Origin of the sequence: Synechococcus sp. CC9311 (assembly GCF_000014585.1) — a bacterium.
Lineage (GTDB): Bacteria > Cyanobacteriota > Cyanobacteriia > PCC-6307 > Cyanobiaceae > Synechococcus_C.
In genome coordinates, this window is the sequence record NC_008319.1 from 2,552,424 (window position 1) to 2,567,858 (window position 15,435).

Consider the following 15,435-nt stretch of genomic DNA (forward strand, 5'->3'; position numbering starts at 1 on the left):
TCAACGCATTTAAAAAATCAAACTTTTATTCATTTTGCAATGACTTTCAAAGGTGATTTCCTATCGCGTTTTGTCAATTGGCTTAGCGCAAGTGGCAAAGACAAAGAACCAGTTTCTGTATCCCCACAGCACCAAGATGTCTTCTCACGCTTCATGAATCGCGTTAGCGGTTGATTTCCTTTTCATTTACTAAAACCCAATCATGAGCGCAACAGCGTCCCAGATGGACTACGTCCTACCTAATGAACTCGTCGACGGCATGATTTTAGCCGGCGGCAAAAAAGCAACAGTCAGCATTAAAAATCTGCTGATCCGTGGCTTTTATTCTGGCGCCATTCTTGGTCTTGCCGTCATCCTGGCCCTCACGGTAGGAATCCTTACAAAACTACCGTTTGTGGGATCTCTTCTGTTCCCCTTTGGATTTGCCAGCATCGTCCTGTTCGGAATGGAGTTGGTCACTGGCAACTTCGCGTTGCTGCCGATGGCAACCTGGGCCGGCAAATGTAGCTGGAGTGCAACCTTCCGAAATTGGACATGGGTCTGGATTGGCAATTTCATCGGTACGCTCGTTGTGGCGATCATCATGGCCATCAGCCTCACCAGCGGAAGCATGGATGCTGCTGCTGAGAACGTTGGTCCACCGATTTGGGATCTTGTAGCTCAAAAGATCGTTGCTCTTAACCAGATCAACGTTGTGAAAAAGTACGAGGCCCTTGGAAGTATGGGTTTCTTCTTGGCTTTCTTGCGTGGAGTTGTTGCAAACTGGTTGGTTTGCCTCGGCGTCACGATGGCTCTTGTGAGCAAAAGTGTTCCCGGAAAATTGCTTGCCTGCTGGTTGCCGATTACGGCCTTCCAAACAATGGGCATGGAGCACATTGTTGTAAATCAATTCCTGCATACAGCTGGACCAATCCTCGGTTCAGGCGTTCCGTTCTACAAAGTGATTTTCTGGAATTTCCTCCCGGTCACCTTGGGAAATATTGTTGGAGGAATGGTGTTCATCGGCATGCTCTTTTACAGCACCCATCGCACCAAAATTTCCGATGTGCTTCCCACAGAGCATGATGAAAAGCTAGAACGTGAACTCGCCGCTGAACTCGGCGCCCGCTGACTTCAAACCTTATGAGTGCCATTGATGAAGCCTCCCTTTGGGATCGGCTGTCCAATGCACGGAGGATCCCATTGAATCCAAGCTGGCTGGGAGAGATCTACTCTCCCAGCCTTTCTGATGAACTCCGTTTTGCAGTGGCTGAGCGTTTGGGAATGTTGGCAGAAACGGGCTGGCCGATCATCCAAACCCTGATCCAACAGCACGGAATTTGTCCTGAATTAATCCATGCAGCCGGCCTCTGCCATCAACCTGAAGCCAAGGATTGGTTACTCAAACAACTGAACCAATCCAATGATCCAGATGCCTTATTGCTCAACGCACTGAGTTGCTGGGGTGCAGAACTCACATTGTCTCAATTTGAGCATATTTTGCAATTACCTGGACAATCACAACGCCTCGCAGGCCTCAATCTTCTTGGCTTCAAATCTCATCAACTACAAGCCATTGAATTACTACAGTTATGTGAACCTGCTCTTCAAGATTGGCGTGATCCTGTTGTCATCGCTTGCATACGTTTACTACAACGAAGAGACGACACTCTTATTAGCACCAGGCTAGCCAACCTGGTCCAATCAGGATCTGATCCAGCTGCTGAAGCTGCTTTAAAAGCCTTGGGATGTATCGCCACAACTCACAGCAAAATAACGTTGAAGTCACTGAGCACAGAACTCACCAATCCAGAGCGACGGAAGCAAGCCATACGCCAACTTCAACAGCAATATGAATGATAATAAAAAAGCCCGGCATCACCGGGCTTTCTGAATTCAATCAAAAACTCACCACTTTTTGTAAGGCAAAAATTTCCCACACATCGTAACTTTGACCCTATCACCTTTTGGATCTTCAACCTTATCTACATCCAAAGTAAAATCAATTGCACTCATGATTCCATCACCAAACTTTTCCTGAATAACATCTTTCAGAGGCATTCCATAAACCTGCATGATTTCATAGAAGCGATAGATCAGTGGATCTGTAGGGATCACAGGATCAAGACTGCCTTTCGTTGGAAACTCTTGCAGTGCAGCAGTTATGGCTGGATCAAGACCCAACAATGTTGCTAATTTCTCTGCTTCTTCAGGAGAAGCGGTTGCCTGTCCATAAAAGAGAGAAGCAATCCAAACCTCATCGAGCCCAAGGGCTACCTCTAAATCAGCGAAGGACAGTCCCTTTGCCTTTTTGGCCGCCATGAGCGAAGCAGTGAGCGTCGACGGTGAGGGAGCAGCCAATGACGGCGCCAAGGTAGAAGTAGTCATGTAATAAGACCAATAAACGAACTACTAGAGATCAGCAACCCTTGCGGTGCCACTCAGCAGTAAATGAATCATCTACAAAATCAAGGTCTAAAACTGATGCATTAACTACCGATTCATAATCTCGACAGAGCCAATAGCAGCATCGGCGACAGAACGACGGCAAGGAAGACAGCATCATGTATTTGTTGATGGTTAGTTCGTTTTATGTTTCTTTCAGCAATCGTGAATCAGTTCAATCAAATTCAGAATCAAATCCTAAAAATCATTAATAGCTTCCTAACGATTGACTCTTTGCCAGTGACACCAACAGTTGTAAGTCAAACCTTCCCAAACCTGCTGATTGAACGCCTTTATTACGCCGAGGGGCGTCAGCATCCATTCCATCCCCTTCATGGAAGCTATGCAGGCCTATGCAGGACCTAGCTCCGAAGCTTCATAAAAGGCTCAGGTATCAATGAATACCGCCGAAGGGGATAATTCTGCGGAACGATCGCCTTCGGTTCCGGGCTTATCAATGCAAACCTCTCCTGAAACCACGAAGCGTGCATCTTTCAAGCAATTGCTCCGCAAGATTGGCAGTGGAGAGCACACCAGCAAGGGGTTGACTCGAAGCGAAGCCGATGAGGCTATGGAATTGATGCTCACAGGCGGAGCATCAGACGTTCAAATCGGCGCCTTTCTGATCGCCCATCGCATTCGTCGGCCCGAGCCTCAGGAGCTCACCGGCATGCTCGACACCTATAAAAGGCTCGGGCCCTGTCTTCTTAGTGAACCCGATCAACGTCGGCCGATCTGCTTTGGGATGCCCTTTGACGGCCGATCTCGGACAGCACCGATCTACCCCTTAACGGCCTTGCTGCTGGTGGGATCCGGACAACCCGTGGTCTTACAGGGAGGGAGGCGAATGCCGGTGAAATTTGGAATTACTGCCGCAGAACTATTTGCTTCCATCGGGCTCAACTTGCATGGACTAACCATCAAGGATGTTCAAGCAGGATTCAACCTGCATGGTCTTGCCCTGATTTATCAACCGGAACACTTCCCCCTAGGAGAGGCTCTTCTGCCCGCTCGGGATGATCTCGGGAAACGCCCTCCTTTAGCCAGTGCCGAGCTGCTCTGGACTGCACACCAAGGGCACCACCTGCTTGTCAGTGGCTTTGTGCATCCACCAACAGAAAACCGAGCCTGGCAAGCCCTAGAGCTCGCCGGAGAAACGGAAATCATCACCGTAAAAGGCTTAGAAGGCGGCACAGATCTTCCTGTCAGTCGGGCAGGAATCACGGCTCGGATTCACAACTCAGGGGATCCTGAACGACACATCGTTCATCCCCGAGATCATGGCTGCTTCGGAGATGATCCCCGCTGGGAATCAGAAGAGGCCTGGGCTACGCATGCCAAAGAAGCACTTCTTGGCCAAGGGCCCATGGCCCAGTCCTTGCGTTGGAACGCAGGCTGCTACCTCTGGTTGAGCGGACTCAGCAAAAGCTTGGAGGACGGTGTTGAGGAAGCCAAAACCATGCAAGCCAATGGAGTTGGCACCGCGGCTTTAGAGCAACTGATCAAGTGGCGAGCGTCTGTGGGAGGTTGAATAACCGCCTCGATCGAACGTGCGCCGTCCTCACGTTCCAACATTATTAAGTGCGTTCCTGACGCTGCTTAATGACCGACTGAGCGAAAGCATTGTTTTTCCATTGCTGCCATATCTGTTGGCATCGTTCAATGCCGACGGTCGCACCCTTGGGCTGTTAGCTGGCAGCTACGCCCTCGCGCAGTTCGCAGCGACGCCACTCATCGGAGCCCTGAGTGATCGCTTCGGCCGCCGACCCGTGATCGCCATCTGCGTCAGTGGTTCCGTCCTGGGCCTCGGACTGTTCGCGATCACGGTGAGCCAAGACTGGCCCGCTGGTGCAGTGTTGCCCCTCTTTCTCCTATTTGGAGCCCGTCTGATCGATGGGGTGAGTGGTGGAACAGCCGCAACGGCAGGCGCTGTACTCGCAGACATCACACCGCCGGAAAAACGGGCAAGGGCCTTCGGATTGATCGGAGTGGCCTTCGGCCTCGGTTTCATTATCGGACCCTTTCTCGGCGGCCAACTGGCCAGGATTGCTGTCACGGTGCCGATCTGGGTGGCAACCGGCTTCTCCGTCCTCAACCTTGTCGTTGTATTGACGTTGCTCCCTGAAACCCATCCGGTGTCAGAGCGCCGCGTTCTTCCTCGCAAACGGGAGCTCAACCCCTTCGCTCAAATCGCGCGGGTGATTGGCAATCCAGCAGTCGGGCGTCTGGCCTTGGGCTTTTTTCTATTTTTTCTTGCCTTCAATGGTTTCACCGCAATCCTGGTGCTCTATTTCAAGCAACGATTCAACTGGGGCCCAGAGCTCGCTACCACTGCCTTTTTAATTGTTGGGGTCGTCGCCACCGTGGTCCAGGGTGTACTGATCGGTCCGTTGGTGAATCGTTTTGGAGAGTGGAAACTCACGCTGATCGGCCTCGGTTTCGTCATCACCGGCTGCTTGCTGATCCCCACTACAAATCCTGAGCAAGCCAGGATCGGAGTGTTCACAGCTGTGGGGATTTTGGCCAGCGGCACGGGTCTCGTGACCCCGAGCCTTCGCAGCCTCGTATCTCGCCGTCTCAGTGATGAAGGGCAAGGCGCAGCCCTTGGCAGCCTGCAAGCACTGCAGAGTCTTGGCAGTTTTTTAGGTCCACCATTGGCTGGACTGGGATACGACCTGCTGGGTCAAACCAGTCCATTCTTTGGAGGCGCAGGATTGCTCGTGGTCGTGGTGCTCTTGGTGACCCGCAGTCCCCTTGAACACGCCACCGGCTGACGGACGATGATTGCTACCTTTCCCTTGCGAGCACAGTGCTCAAAACACATCATTAACGGCGTCATGCTTCCCGAGAATCTCTACATCAATCGGGAACTCAGCTGGATCTCCTTCAACAGACGCGTGTTGGCTCAGGCGCTTGACCAAAGAACGCAGTTATTGGAACAGGCCAAATTCAGCGCCATTTTCAGCAACAACCTTGATGAGTTTTTCATGGTGCGCGTGGCGTCCTTGAAGTCTCAGGTTGAGGCTGGCATCGACAAGCGAAGCGAGGACGGCCTCACGCCCCGAGAGCAACTCCATGAGATTCGCAACCAGCTCTCAGCTCTGCTGGAAGCGCAACAAAAGCACTACCTCAACCATCTCCGCGTTGGCCTCGAAGACTATGGGGTGTTTCTGTTCAACTACGAACAACTGAACGAAGCACAACGTGACTGGGTGGCCAACTTCTTTCAAACGGCGATTTTTCCGGTCTTAACGCCCCTGGCTGTGGATCCTGCTCATCCCTTTCCATTCGTTAGCAATCTCAGCCTCAACGTGGCCGCCCTGATCCATGACCCAGAGTCGGGCCAACGCCAACTCGCTCGAGTGAAGGTGCCTCAAAAGATCCTTCCTCGCTTTGTATCGATTCCAGTTGAGCTTGGCAGCGATGAATCCAAGCCAATCCACACAGCAGTTCCTCTTGAGCAGGTGATTGCCTTCAATCTCAGCCTGCTCTTTCCAGGAATGAGCATTGAAGGCCATTACTTTTTCCGGGTCACCAGGGATGCAGACCTAGAGCTCCGCGACCTTGAAGCCGACGATCTCATGATCGCAATCGAACAAGGCCTCCGAAAACGGCGCATGGGTGGTGAAGTGGTCCGCCTGGAAGTTGCTGAAGACACCCCTCAAGACGTCATGGAGATGTTGATGGAGGGCATGTCCGTTGTTGAAGAAGACCTCTACAGGGTGAACGGACCTCTCGGGCTCGATGACCTCTTCGGCTTGATGAGCCTGCCGCTACCGCACCTCAAAGACACCACGCACTCAGGTCAAACTCCCACCGTCCTCAGTCGTACTCAGAGGGGCATGTTGGAAGACGGATCCATCAAAGAAGAGGAATTTGAGAGCATTTTTTCGGTGATACGCCGCCACGATGTTCTCCTGCATCACCCTTACGACTTGTTTTCCACGTCAGTGGAGGAATTCATCAATCAAGCAGCAGATGATCCCCTCGTGATGGGCATCAAGATGACCCTCTACCGCACCTCCAAAGATTCTCCGATCATCGCAGCACTCATCAGGGCAGCAGAAAATGGAAAACAGGTGATGGCACTGGTTGAGCTAAAAGCACGTTTCGACGAAGACAACAATATTCAGTGGGCCAAACATCTGGAGCGCTCAGGAGTGCATGTGGTCTACGGAGTCATTGGCCTTAAAACGCACACCAAGATTGTTCTGGTTGTTCGCAAAGAGAAAGAACGCTTGCGCAGCTATGTCCATATCGGCACTGGCAATTACAACTCCAAAACCTCACGTCTTTACACCGATTTAGGCCTACTTTCAGCAAGACCGGAACTCGGCCAGGACCTCGTGGAGTTGTTTAACTATCTAACCGGCTTCTCCAAACAACAAAGCTTTCGCAAGCTACTCGTAGCGCCTGTCTCCTTAAGAAAAGGAATGGAGCAATTAATCCGTCGTGAAATCGAACATGCTCAGCAAGGGCGAGGTGGATCGATCAAAGCAAAAATGAATTCCCTAGTAGATCCAGGAATCATTGCTCTTTTGTATGAAGCATCTCAAGCCGGAGTAAAAATCCAATTGATCATCCGAGGGATGTGCAGCCTTTATCCCGGCCTTGAAGGAATTAGCGACAACATCAGCGTGGTAAGCATCATTGGCAGATTCTTGGAGCATTCACGTATTTTTTGGTTTAACAATGGCGACAAACCGGAGGTGTTCATCGGAAGCGCCGACTTAATGCCACGCAATCTTGACAGACGTGTTGAAGCGGTTGTGCCCATTGAAGAACCAGATCTAAGAGCACAGCTCGAACGCCTGCTTGGGTGCTACTTAAGCGACAACAGGGGCGCATGGGACATGCAACCTGACGGTTCTTTCATTCAGCGACACCCTGAGGGAGAGGAGTACAACTCCCAATTGCAGTTAATCGATGGTTGGAAAGGAAGCGCCCTAGTTCAGCCAACTCGCTAGAAATTCACAGCAAATACTCAAAGTCGAAACGGAAAGAAACCATGATTTTCCGTAGCAATTGACACCGCCAACGACTCTAAATAATTAGTTACCGAAAAGCTTCAGATTTACATCCATCTATCAGTCCTCAAGGTGCTAAGTTGCGCCCAAATTCGTCAGGAGGCCAGGGTGATGGGGATCCCTCTGGAGTCCAAAGAAGTTGCCACTAAAGGCTCTTCTAAGGAACTTTTATTGCCTAAAGCTAATCGCCGCAGTGCGACCAATCGCTCAAGTGGCACAGGCTCTGGTCGGGGTAATCGTTCAAGTGGACGCTTAGCAACCGATTCGATTGGTCATTACTTAAGCAGCATTGGTCGAGTTCCTCTGCTTACAGCTGCTGAAGAAATTGAACTTGCACATCATGTGCAAGCCATGAAAGAGCTTCTTGACATACAGGAAGAAGAGCGCACTCCCAAACAACGCCATCGCATCCGGATGGGAAAGAGGGCACGCGATCGGATGATGGCGGCCAACCTCAGGTTGGTGGTGAGTGTGGCCAAGAAATACCAAAACCAAGGTCTCGAACTTCTCGACCTTGTTCAGGAAGGGGCCATCGGGCTTGAGCGTGCTGTCGACAAATTTGACCCAGCCATGGGTTACAAGTTCTCGACTTACGCCTATTGGTGGATTCGCCAAGGCATGACACGAGCGATCGACAACAGTGCTCGCACGATCCGCCTGCCAATTCACATCAGTGAAAAGCTGTCGAAAATGCGCAAGATCACCCGGGAGCTCTCCCATCGTTTCGGGCGTCAACCAAACCGCTTGGAATTGGCTCATGCCATGGGCATTGAACCGAGAGACCTCGAAGAACTCATCGCCCAAAGCGCCCCCTGCGCCTCTCTTGATGCTCACGCCCGAGGCGAAGAGGACCGCAGCACCCTTGGAGAACTGATCCCAGATCCCAATGGGGATGAGCCGATGGAAGGCATGGATCGCAGCATTCAGAAAGAACACCTAGGCGGCTGGCTTTCACAGCTGAATGAACGCGAACAAAAAATCTTGCGTTTACGGTTTGGCCTCGGCGGCGAGGAGCCTCTCACCCTTGCCGAAATTGGTCGTCAAATTAATGTTTCTCGCGAACGTGTACGCCAACTCGAATCGAAAGCAATTCTGAAATTGCGCACGATGACCAATCATCAGCAGGCTGCCTGAGTCGTACTTGCCTCTGCCATCTCTGTTGTTCATCGCCCTCTGGATGGCTGGTGTGCTCGGCAGCGCTCTGGCCTGCCGTCAACGCTGGCCCAACCAACGCGAGTTGAGCCGAAAGATTGTTCATATTGGTACTGGTCCGGTTTTACCACTCGCCTGGTTCCTACACATTCCATATTTCATCGCGGTGCCTTGTGCGTTGGTGGTCACCCTGATCACCTTCATCAATCACCGCTTGAAGTTGCTGCCTGCGGTAGAAGACGTGGGGAGAAACAGCTATGGGACCGTTGCCTATGGCTTCGCGATCTGTTTACTTCTAATCATGTTTTGGGCTGACAATCCTGCTGCTGCCTGTGCCGGAGTGCTGGTGATGGCCTTTGGTGATGGCCTGGCAGGTCTGATTGGGCGAGCCGTTGATTCCCCGAACTGGACGATCTTGGACCAGCGCAAGTCCTTCGTCGGAACAACCACGATGGCCATCGCAAGTGCTGTGGTGTTGCTCGCTTTAGTGCTGGTGACCCAAAGTCAACTCATCCCACTTCGGCTTTTAGCCGTCTGCACGCTGGCTGTCGGGCTCGAACAATTAAGCGTCTGGGGCATCGACAACCTGACCGTGCCCCTTGGAGTGGCCTTGAGCTGGACCTGGATGACGACTGGCTGATCAACGCCACAAAAGGGCGATCTAGCTGAACCTTGCTCGAGCAACTGAAGCAGCGAGCTCTCCAAGCAATTCAGCAGTGGTTTCAAGACTGATACAAGCATCCGTCACGCTCTGCCCATACGTCAGAGAGCTCCTGTCCGCAGACAACTTTTGATTGCCTTCCACGAGGTGGCTTTCAAGCATGACTCCCATCACATGGTCTGACTTCTGATCGACCTGAGAGGCAACTGCCTGTAAAACCTCGCTCTGACGGCGAAAGTCTTTACTGGAATTGGCATGGCTGCAGTCCACCATCAAGCGATCCGGGAGACCGGCACCCGTCAGTTCGGCAGCTGAATCCTGAATCGCTTCCAGGTGGTAGTTGGTTCCACGATTGCCACCACGCAAAACCAAGTGCCCATTTGGGTTTCCAGAGGTACTGACGATCGAAGCATGGCCCTCACGATTGATACCCAAGAAATGATGAGGCTTGGCTGCAGCCTGCATTGCATTAATGGCAATCGTGGCGCTGCCATCGGTGCTGTTCTTGTAGCCAATGGGCATCGATAAGCCTGAAGCCATTTCACGATGGGTCTGGCTTTCAGTGGTGCGTGCACCAATCGCTGTCCAGCTGATTAGATCCGCGATGTACTGAGGGACTACAGGATCCAATAACTCAGTCGCTGTGGGCATTCCTTCTCGAGCCAAATCAAGCAACAGGGAGCGGGCCATCCGTAGCCCTGTATTGATGTCGTAAGAGCCATCGAGATGGGGATCGTTAATCAACCCCTTCCATCCAACAGTGGTACGGGGTTTTTCGAAATACACCCGCATCACAATCTCCAGCTCGGCTGCATGACGCTCACGCAGAGGCGCCAAACGACGGGCGTAGTCGCGAGCAGCCTCCACATCGTGCACAGAACAAGGACCAACAATCACCAGCAGTCGGCGGTCTAATCCACGCAAGATGGCTTGAATGCGGCTGCGAGCCGTCACCACTGTCTCTAAAGCCGTTGGATCAATTGGCAGATCGCGATGCAACAGAGCGGGAGGGATCAGTGGTCGCGTGTCCACCACATGGAGATCGTGGGTGGTGGTCATGCCTTGGCCTGAAATTCAATTCAGATTACGCAAGTCGTTCCACCACAACAAACAACAGTGTGGAACCCTGACCAACAACAATGGTGTGTATCGCTGTCTGCGCCGCCAAAACCGATGCTGAGCACCTATCGCGAGAATGCCAAGGAACGGGAAAGCCAGGGCATCCCGCCGCTTCCTCTAGATGCCGCTCAGACCCAGGCCCTAACGGAGCTTCTCCAAAAACCGCCTGCAGGGGAGGAGCAAACCTTGCTGTACCTGCTGAGCGAACGGATTCCACCAGGCGTCGATGAAGCGGCCTATGTCAAAGCAACCTGGTTAAGTGCCGTCGCTCAAGGCCAAGCATCCAGCCCATTGGTGACTCCTTTGGAGGCGGTCCAACTGCTGGGCACCATGGTGGGCGGATACAACGTCGCCGCACTGATCGAGCTGCTGAAGCATCCAGAGGAGGCGCTTGCGAGCTGTGCTGTTCAAGGTCTGAGCCGCACCCTTTTGGTCTATGACGCGTTCAATGACGTCATGGAGCTGGCAACCAGCAACCATTACGCCCAACAGGTCGTGGACAGCTGGGCTGCAGCGGAATGGTTTACCCGTCGAGATCAGCTCGCCAAAGAAATCACCGTCACCGTGTTCAAGGTGGACGGAGAAACCAACACGGACGACCTCTCACCAGCCACCCACGCGACAACGCGTCCAGACATCCCATTGCACGCCCTGGCGATGTTGGAAACCCGTGACCCAGAGGGACTCAACACCATCGAGACCCTCAAGAAGCAAGGTCATCCCGTGGCTTATGTGGGTGATGTGGTCGGCACCGGAAGCTCTCGAAAAAGCGCCATCAACTCTGTGCTTTGGCACACCGGCGATGACATCCCACATGTCCCCAACAAGCGTGCCGGAGGAGTAATTATTGGCGGCAAGATTGCACCAATCTTTTTCAACACAGCGGAAGATTCCGGCGCCTTACCAATTGAGTGCGATGTCAGCGATCTGAACACCGGTGATGTGATCACAATTCGCCCTTACGCCGGCACGATAGAACGCGACGGATTGGTGATCAGCCGATTTGACCTCATGCCAAGCACGATCAGCGACGAAGTTCGTGCTGGCGGTCGTATCCCACTCATGATTGGTCGCGCTCTCACCGACAAGGTGCGCAGCCAACTTGGACTTGCCCCGTCTGAAACGTTCATCCGGCCAAGTGCTCCTGCCGACACTGGAAAGGGCTTCACCTTGGCTCAAAAGATGGTGGGCAAAGCCTGCGGTCTTCCAGGTGTCCGTCCCGGCACAAGCTGTGAGCCGCTGATGACCACCGTTGGCAGTCAAGACACCACGGGCCCGATGACGCGGGACGAAATGAAGGAATTGGCCTGCCTGGGCTTTTCTGCTGATTTGGTGATGCAGAGCTTTTGCCACACCGCTGCATACCCCAAACCTGTTGACCTACAGACCCAAAAGGACCTCCCTGATTTCTTTGCCCAACGCGGCGGTGTCGCCCTTCGCCCCGGTGACGGCATCATCCACAGCTGGCTCAATCGCATGCTCTTGCCCGACACCGTGGGCACAGGCGGTGACAGCCATACCCGATTCCCGCTCGGTATTTCCTTTCCCGGAGGCTCCGGGGTTGTGGCCTTTGCTGCCGCCATCGGCGCCATGCCGCTCGATATGCCCGAATCGGTCTTGGTCCGGTTCAGCGGCTCTCTTCAGTCGGGGGTCACACTCCGCGATGTGGTGAATGCCATCCCCTGGGTCGCAATCCAAAAGGGCCTGCTCACCGTGGAGAAATCCAACAAGAAAAACGTCTTCAATGGCCGAATTTTGGAAATTGAAGGGTTGCCAGATCTCAAGTTGGAGCAAGCATTCGAGCTCACAGACGCCTCAGCCGAACGCTCTTGCGCTGGCTGCACAATCAAACTCTCCGAAAGCACGGTGAGTGAGTACTTGAGCAGCAATGTGGCCCTGCTCAAAAACATGATTGCTCGGGGCTACAACGATGCCCGCACCCTGGCGCGACGCATCAAGGTGATGGAGGAGTGGCTAGCCAACCCCCAACTCCTTCAAGCCGATGACGACGCTCAGTACGCCGAGGTGATTGAGATCAATCTGGATGAGCTCACCGAACCCGTCCTCGCCTGCCCAAACGATCCCGACAACGTGAAGCTGCTCAGCGAAGTGGCTGGCGAAGCCGTTCAAGAGGTGTTCATCGGCTCTTGCATGACCAACATCGGCCATTACCGCGCTGCGGCCAAAGTGTTGGAAGAGGCAGGCGACATTGCCGCCAGGCTCTGGGTTTGCCCGCCCACGCGCATGGACGAGGACATGCTCAAGCAAGAGGGCTACTACGCCACATTTGAGGCGGCAGGAAGCCGGATGGAAATGCCAGGCTGCTCGCTCTGCATGGGCAATCAAGCCCGGGTGGATGACGACACCACCGTGTTCTCCACCAGCACTCGCAACTTCAACAATCGATTAGGCAAAGGGGCACAGGTCTACCTGGGCAGCGCCGAATTAGCAGCTGTCTGCGCCCTACTCGGACGCATTCCCACACCCGATGAATACCAAAGGATTGCCGCGGAGAAAATCGACCCACTCTCCGCAGAGCTGTACCGCTATCTCAATTTCGACCAGATCGATCAATTCGTCGAACAGGGACGGGTGCTGAGCGCTTCGGAACAAGCGGAGGTCATGGCCGGCGCCTAAGCGGCGTCCGCGCAAAGCCATGAGTGACTTAAGCGACCAAACAGCAAAACGAGATCCATTCGGTTCGAGTCGAAGCATCCGCTATCTGCTGGAACGCCGCTGGCTGGTTGTTGTCCTCGCCTTGATGTTCACGGGGCTTGGCGCAGCCCTCACCGGAGTGATGTTCAAGGTTGGCATCAAGGTTTTAGGGGCCTGGCGACTGGAACTGCTGGCAGACCTTCCTGCTTGGGCCGTTCTCCCTGGCTTAGGTGCAACAGGTGGTTTGGTGTCTGGATTGCTGGTCTCTCGGCTCGCTCCAGCAGCCGGTGGATCCGGAATCACCCACATCATGGGCTTCTTGAAGCATCGGGCCGTACCGATGGGTCTCAAGGTGGGCTTGGTCAAACTCATTGCCGGAATTGTTGCCATCGGCAGTGGCTTCCCCCTCGGGCCAGAAGGTCCTGCTGTTCAGATGGGGGGATCGGTGGCCTGGCAGATGGCTCGATGGTTGAAAGCACCTGTGGCCTTCCGTCGCGTAATCGTCGCCGCGGGAGGTGGGGCAGGGATTGCCGCTGTGTTTCACGCTCCCATTGGCGGATTTTTCTACGCCATTGAGGAGTTGCTGCATTCGGCAAGGCCGGTTGTGCTTCTGCTGGTGATCGTCACAACGTTCTGGGCTGACGCCTGGGCGGATGTGTTGGGATTAGCGGGTTTAAGCACTGGTGGTGGCGGGCTGGACACGGCCCTTGGCTTTCAACTGGAGAAGGAGTACGAGCCACTGGTGAGTTTTTTGCCCATTGATCTGGGATACCTCATCGGATTGGGCGTTGTTGTGGGTGTGTTGGCCGAGCTGTATTGCCGCTATGTACTCGCCATGCAGAAGCAAGGGCATCGTTGGTTCGGCGACCGTCTTGTTCTGCGGATGGTGATCAGCGGTGCACTGCTGGGTGGGGTGTATGCATGCCTCCCCTCCGAATTTCACAACCTAGAGGGCCTACAACACCTCATCGCTGATGGGAAAGCTGATATTCCAATGGCGCTAGGAACCTTTGTAGTGCTGTTTTTCAGTACGGGCTTAGCAGCAGCATCTGGTGCACCCGGAGGCTTGTTTTTCCCAATGTTGACCCTGGGCGGTGCCATAGGCCTCGCCTGTGGGATTTGGGTGGAAGCTCTCACCGGTCACGTCCCCAGCACCTATGTCTTTGCGGGGATGGGAGCATTCGTGGCCAGTTGTTCACGCACACCAATCACGGCCATGTTTTTGGCCTTCGCTCTAACCAAGGATTTATTGGTCTTAAAACCAATTCTGGTGGCCTGCTTAGCGAGTTTTCTGATTGCACGCCTGTTTGATCACCGCTCGATCTACGAACGACAGATGGGGCTTGAGTTGCTGGAGGAAGATCACCTCCAAGCCGAAAACGAACGTCGTAGAGGCCTGCACCATTAATTGGAAGGCTCTACATCGCGTCGAGCCTTCCCAGCACCCAAGCCCGAAACATCAGAACCAAGCAACGAAAACTGAACATTGAGCTGGCAATGACAGTGCATCAGATAGCAGATCAAGACTGGTTTTTTAAGAAGTAGCACTGATTAAAAGCACTTAACCACTAAAACACCAAAGCAGAATGCAGAAGAGCATTTACTAAGAAGGGTTAATTCAAATCTAAAAAAAACAGAAGCGACCGACCTACGCCAACCTAGAATTTGTTATCGACAGCATTGATCCCCGATGGATCTCGCAGTTACTTGGCTAGATGAGCCACTGAATCTTTCTCTAGTGGCAAGGAATACATTCAGAAGAAGGTCACTTCAAGAGCGATTAACCGAAACCTCAAAATTCCCTTGGCAGGCAGAAGAAACCAATTCCTTCACTTTAGAGAAAACCACAGCCAACTACGAATTCTCCAACAAAGCAAACAGATCGATTGAAATTATACATAATAAAGAAACATCAATACCTGCCCATGCCTTCCTAAGCAATTCATCTGAAAAAGATGGCTTTCGAACGCAAAACAATAAGCACTCTAGTGTCAAAAGTTGCACTGATTCAAGCGCATGCTTTGACCCTTCATGTTCACGAGTAAATCTATTGAGTGAGGGCAGCAATGTCTTAAAGGAATTAGCACTGCATGAATGGGAGGCTCGATTCGCCGACGGGCTTTTATGCCGACGACGACGACGGTTCCAATTCAGGACTCAAATACCCGCGAACAGACAGAAGAAGCATGAACGAGATAAAAGCAGATTGGCTTCAGCCAATCAATTGCTGCACTAGAGGCCAAGAATGCATTCCTAACCTTTACAAGGGCTCGGATATATGCGACAACAAGACTTAATTGTTGGATGACAATCACACCTATGGTCCTTCAACACTGAAGAACGCCTTAGCAAGTCCAAAGTTCAGTCAATTGCCAAAGCCTAACTCAAGGCAAAATC

At 52.9% G+C, this 15,435-nt stretch carries 12 protein-coding genes; 10 read left to right on the plus strand and 2 right to left on the minus strand.

Translation table 11 applies throughout. The features are described from left to right. The first annotated feature begins 223 nt into the window (after positions 1 to 223). Together SYNC_RS13285 and SYNC_RS13290 are read left to right on the plus strand one after the other, a co-directional pair. Positions 224 to 1,111: a formate/nitrite transporter family protein gene (locus tag SYNC_RS13285; RefSeq protein WP_011620786.1), complete on the plus strand. Its 888-nt coding sequence runs from the start codon at positions 224 to 226 to the stop codon at positions 1,109 to 1,111. Positions 1,112 to 1,122: 11 nt separating this feature from the next. After that, the gene (locus SYNC_RS13290; protein WP_011620787.1) at positions 1,123 to 1,839 is read left to right on the plus strand and encodes a phage capsid protein; all 717 of its coding nucleotides are present in this window, start codon (positions 1,123 to 1,125) and stop codon (positions 1,837 to 1,839) included. A 48-nt stretch (positions 1,840 to 1,887) separates the two neighbouring features. On the opposite strand, the gene cynS is transcribed toward SYNC_RS13290, so the two are convergent. Continuing rightward, positions 1,888 to 2,340: a cyanase gene (gene cynS, locus SYNC_RS13295; protein ID WP_011620788.1), complete on the minus strand. Its 453-nt coding sequence runs from the start codon at positions 2,338 to 2,340 to the stop codon at positions 1,888 to 1,890. Positions 2,341 to 2,881: 541 nt separating this feature from the next. Between cynS and SYNC_RS13305 the strand changes: the two genes are divergently transcribed. The 5 genes from SYNC_RS13305 (at position 2,882) to SYNC_RS13325 (ending at position 9,243) form a co-directional block, all read left to right on the plus strand. Next, a complete protein-coding gene (locus tag SYNC_RS13305) occupies positions 2,882 to 3,955 on the plus strand; it encodes an anthranilate phosphoribosyltransferase family protein (RefSeq protein ID WP_011620791.1) in 1,074 nt (357 codons plus the stop codon). Positions 3,956 to 3,974: 19 nt separating this feature from the next. Continuing rightward, positions 3,975 to 5,198 (plus strand): tetracycline resistance MFS efflux pump, encoded by a 1,224-nt coding sequence (locus SYNC_RS13310; RefSeq protein WP_011620792.1) that lies wholly within the window; start codon positions 3,975 to 3,977, stop codon positions 5,196 to 5,198. A gap of 63 nt (positions 5,199 to 5,261) precedes the next feature. Continuing rightward, entirely contained in the window at positions 5,262 to 7,391 is a 2,130-nt protein-coding gene (gene ppk1 / locus SYNC_RS13315; RefSeq protein WP_041427157.1) for a polyphosphate kinase 1, read from the plus strand. A gap of 171 nt (positions 7,392 to 7,562) precedes the next feature. After that, positions 7,563 to 8,585 (plus strand): RpoD/SigA family RNA polymerase sigma factor, encoded by a 1,023-nt coding sequence (locus SYNC_RS13320; RefSeq protein WP_011620794.1) that lies wholly within the window; start codon positions 7,563 to 7,565, stop codon positions 8,583 to 8,585. Positions 8,586 to 8,628: 43 nt separating this feature from the next. Next, positions 8,629 to 9,243 carry a diacylglycerol/polyprenol kinase family protein gene (locus SYNC_RS13325; RefSeq protein ID WP_049750372.1) on the plus strand — a complete coding sequence of 205 codons (615 nt, stop codon included), beginning with the start codon at positions 8,629 to 8,631 and terminating at the stop codon, positions 9,241 to 9,243. Positions 9,244 to 9,264: 21 nt separating this feature from the next. Here SYNC_RS13325 and SYNC_RS13330 read toward each other — a convergent pair whose 3' ends face one another. Then, positions 9,265 to 10,323, minus strand: coding sequence for a 3-deoxy-7-phosphoheptulonate synthase (locus SYNC_RS13330; protein ID WP_011620796.1), 1,059 nt, complete (start codon positions 10,321 to 10,323; stop codon positions 9,265 to 9,267). Between the two features lie 114 nt (positions 10,324 to 10,437). Between SYNC_RS13330 and acnB the strand changes: the two genes are divergently transcribed. From acnB to SYNC_RS14480, 3 genes are all read left to right on the plus strand, one after another. Then, positions 10,438 to 13,020 carry a bifunctional aconitate hydratase 2/2-methylisocitrate dehydratase gene (gene acnB, locus SYNC_RS13335; RefSeq protein WP_011620797.1) on the plus strand — a complete coding sequence of 861 codons (2,583 nt, stop codon included), beginning with the start codon at positions 10,438 to 10,440 and terminating at the stop codon, positions 13,018 to 13,020. Between the two features lie 19 nt (positions 13,021 to 13,039). Then, positions 13,040 to 14,446 carry a ClC family H(+)/Cl(-) exchange transporter gene (locus SYNC_RS13340; protein WP_011620798.1) on the plus strand — a complete coding sequence of 469 codons (1,407 nt, stop codon included), beginning with the start codon at positions 13,040 to 13,042 and terminating at the stop codon, positions 14,444 to 14,446. Between the two features lie 282 nt (positions 14,447 to 14,728). Then, entirely contained in the window at positions 14,729 to 15,274 is a 546-nt protein-coding gene (locus SYNC_RS14480) for a hypothetical protein (RefSeq protein ID WP_148201926.1), read from the plus strand. Positions 15,275 to 15,435 lie beyond the last annotated feature (161 nt).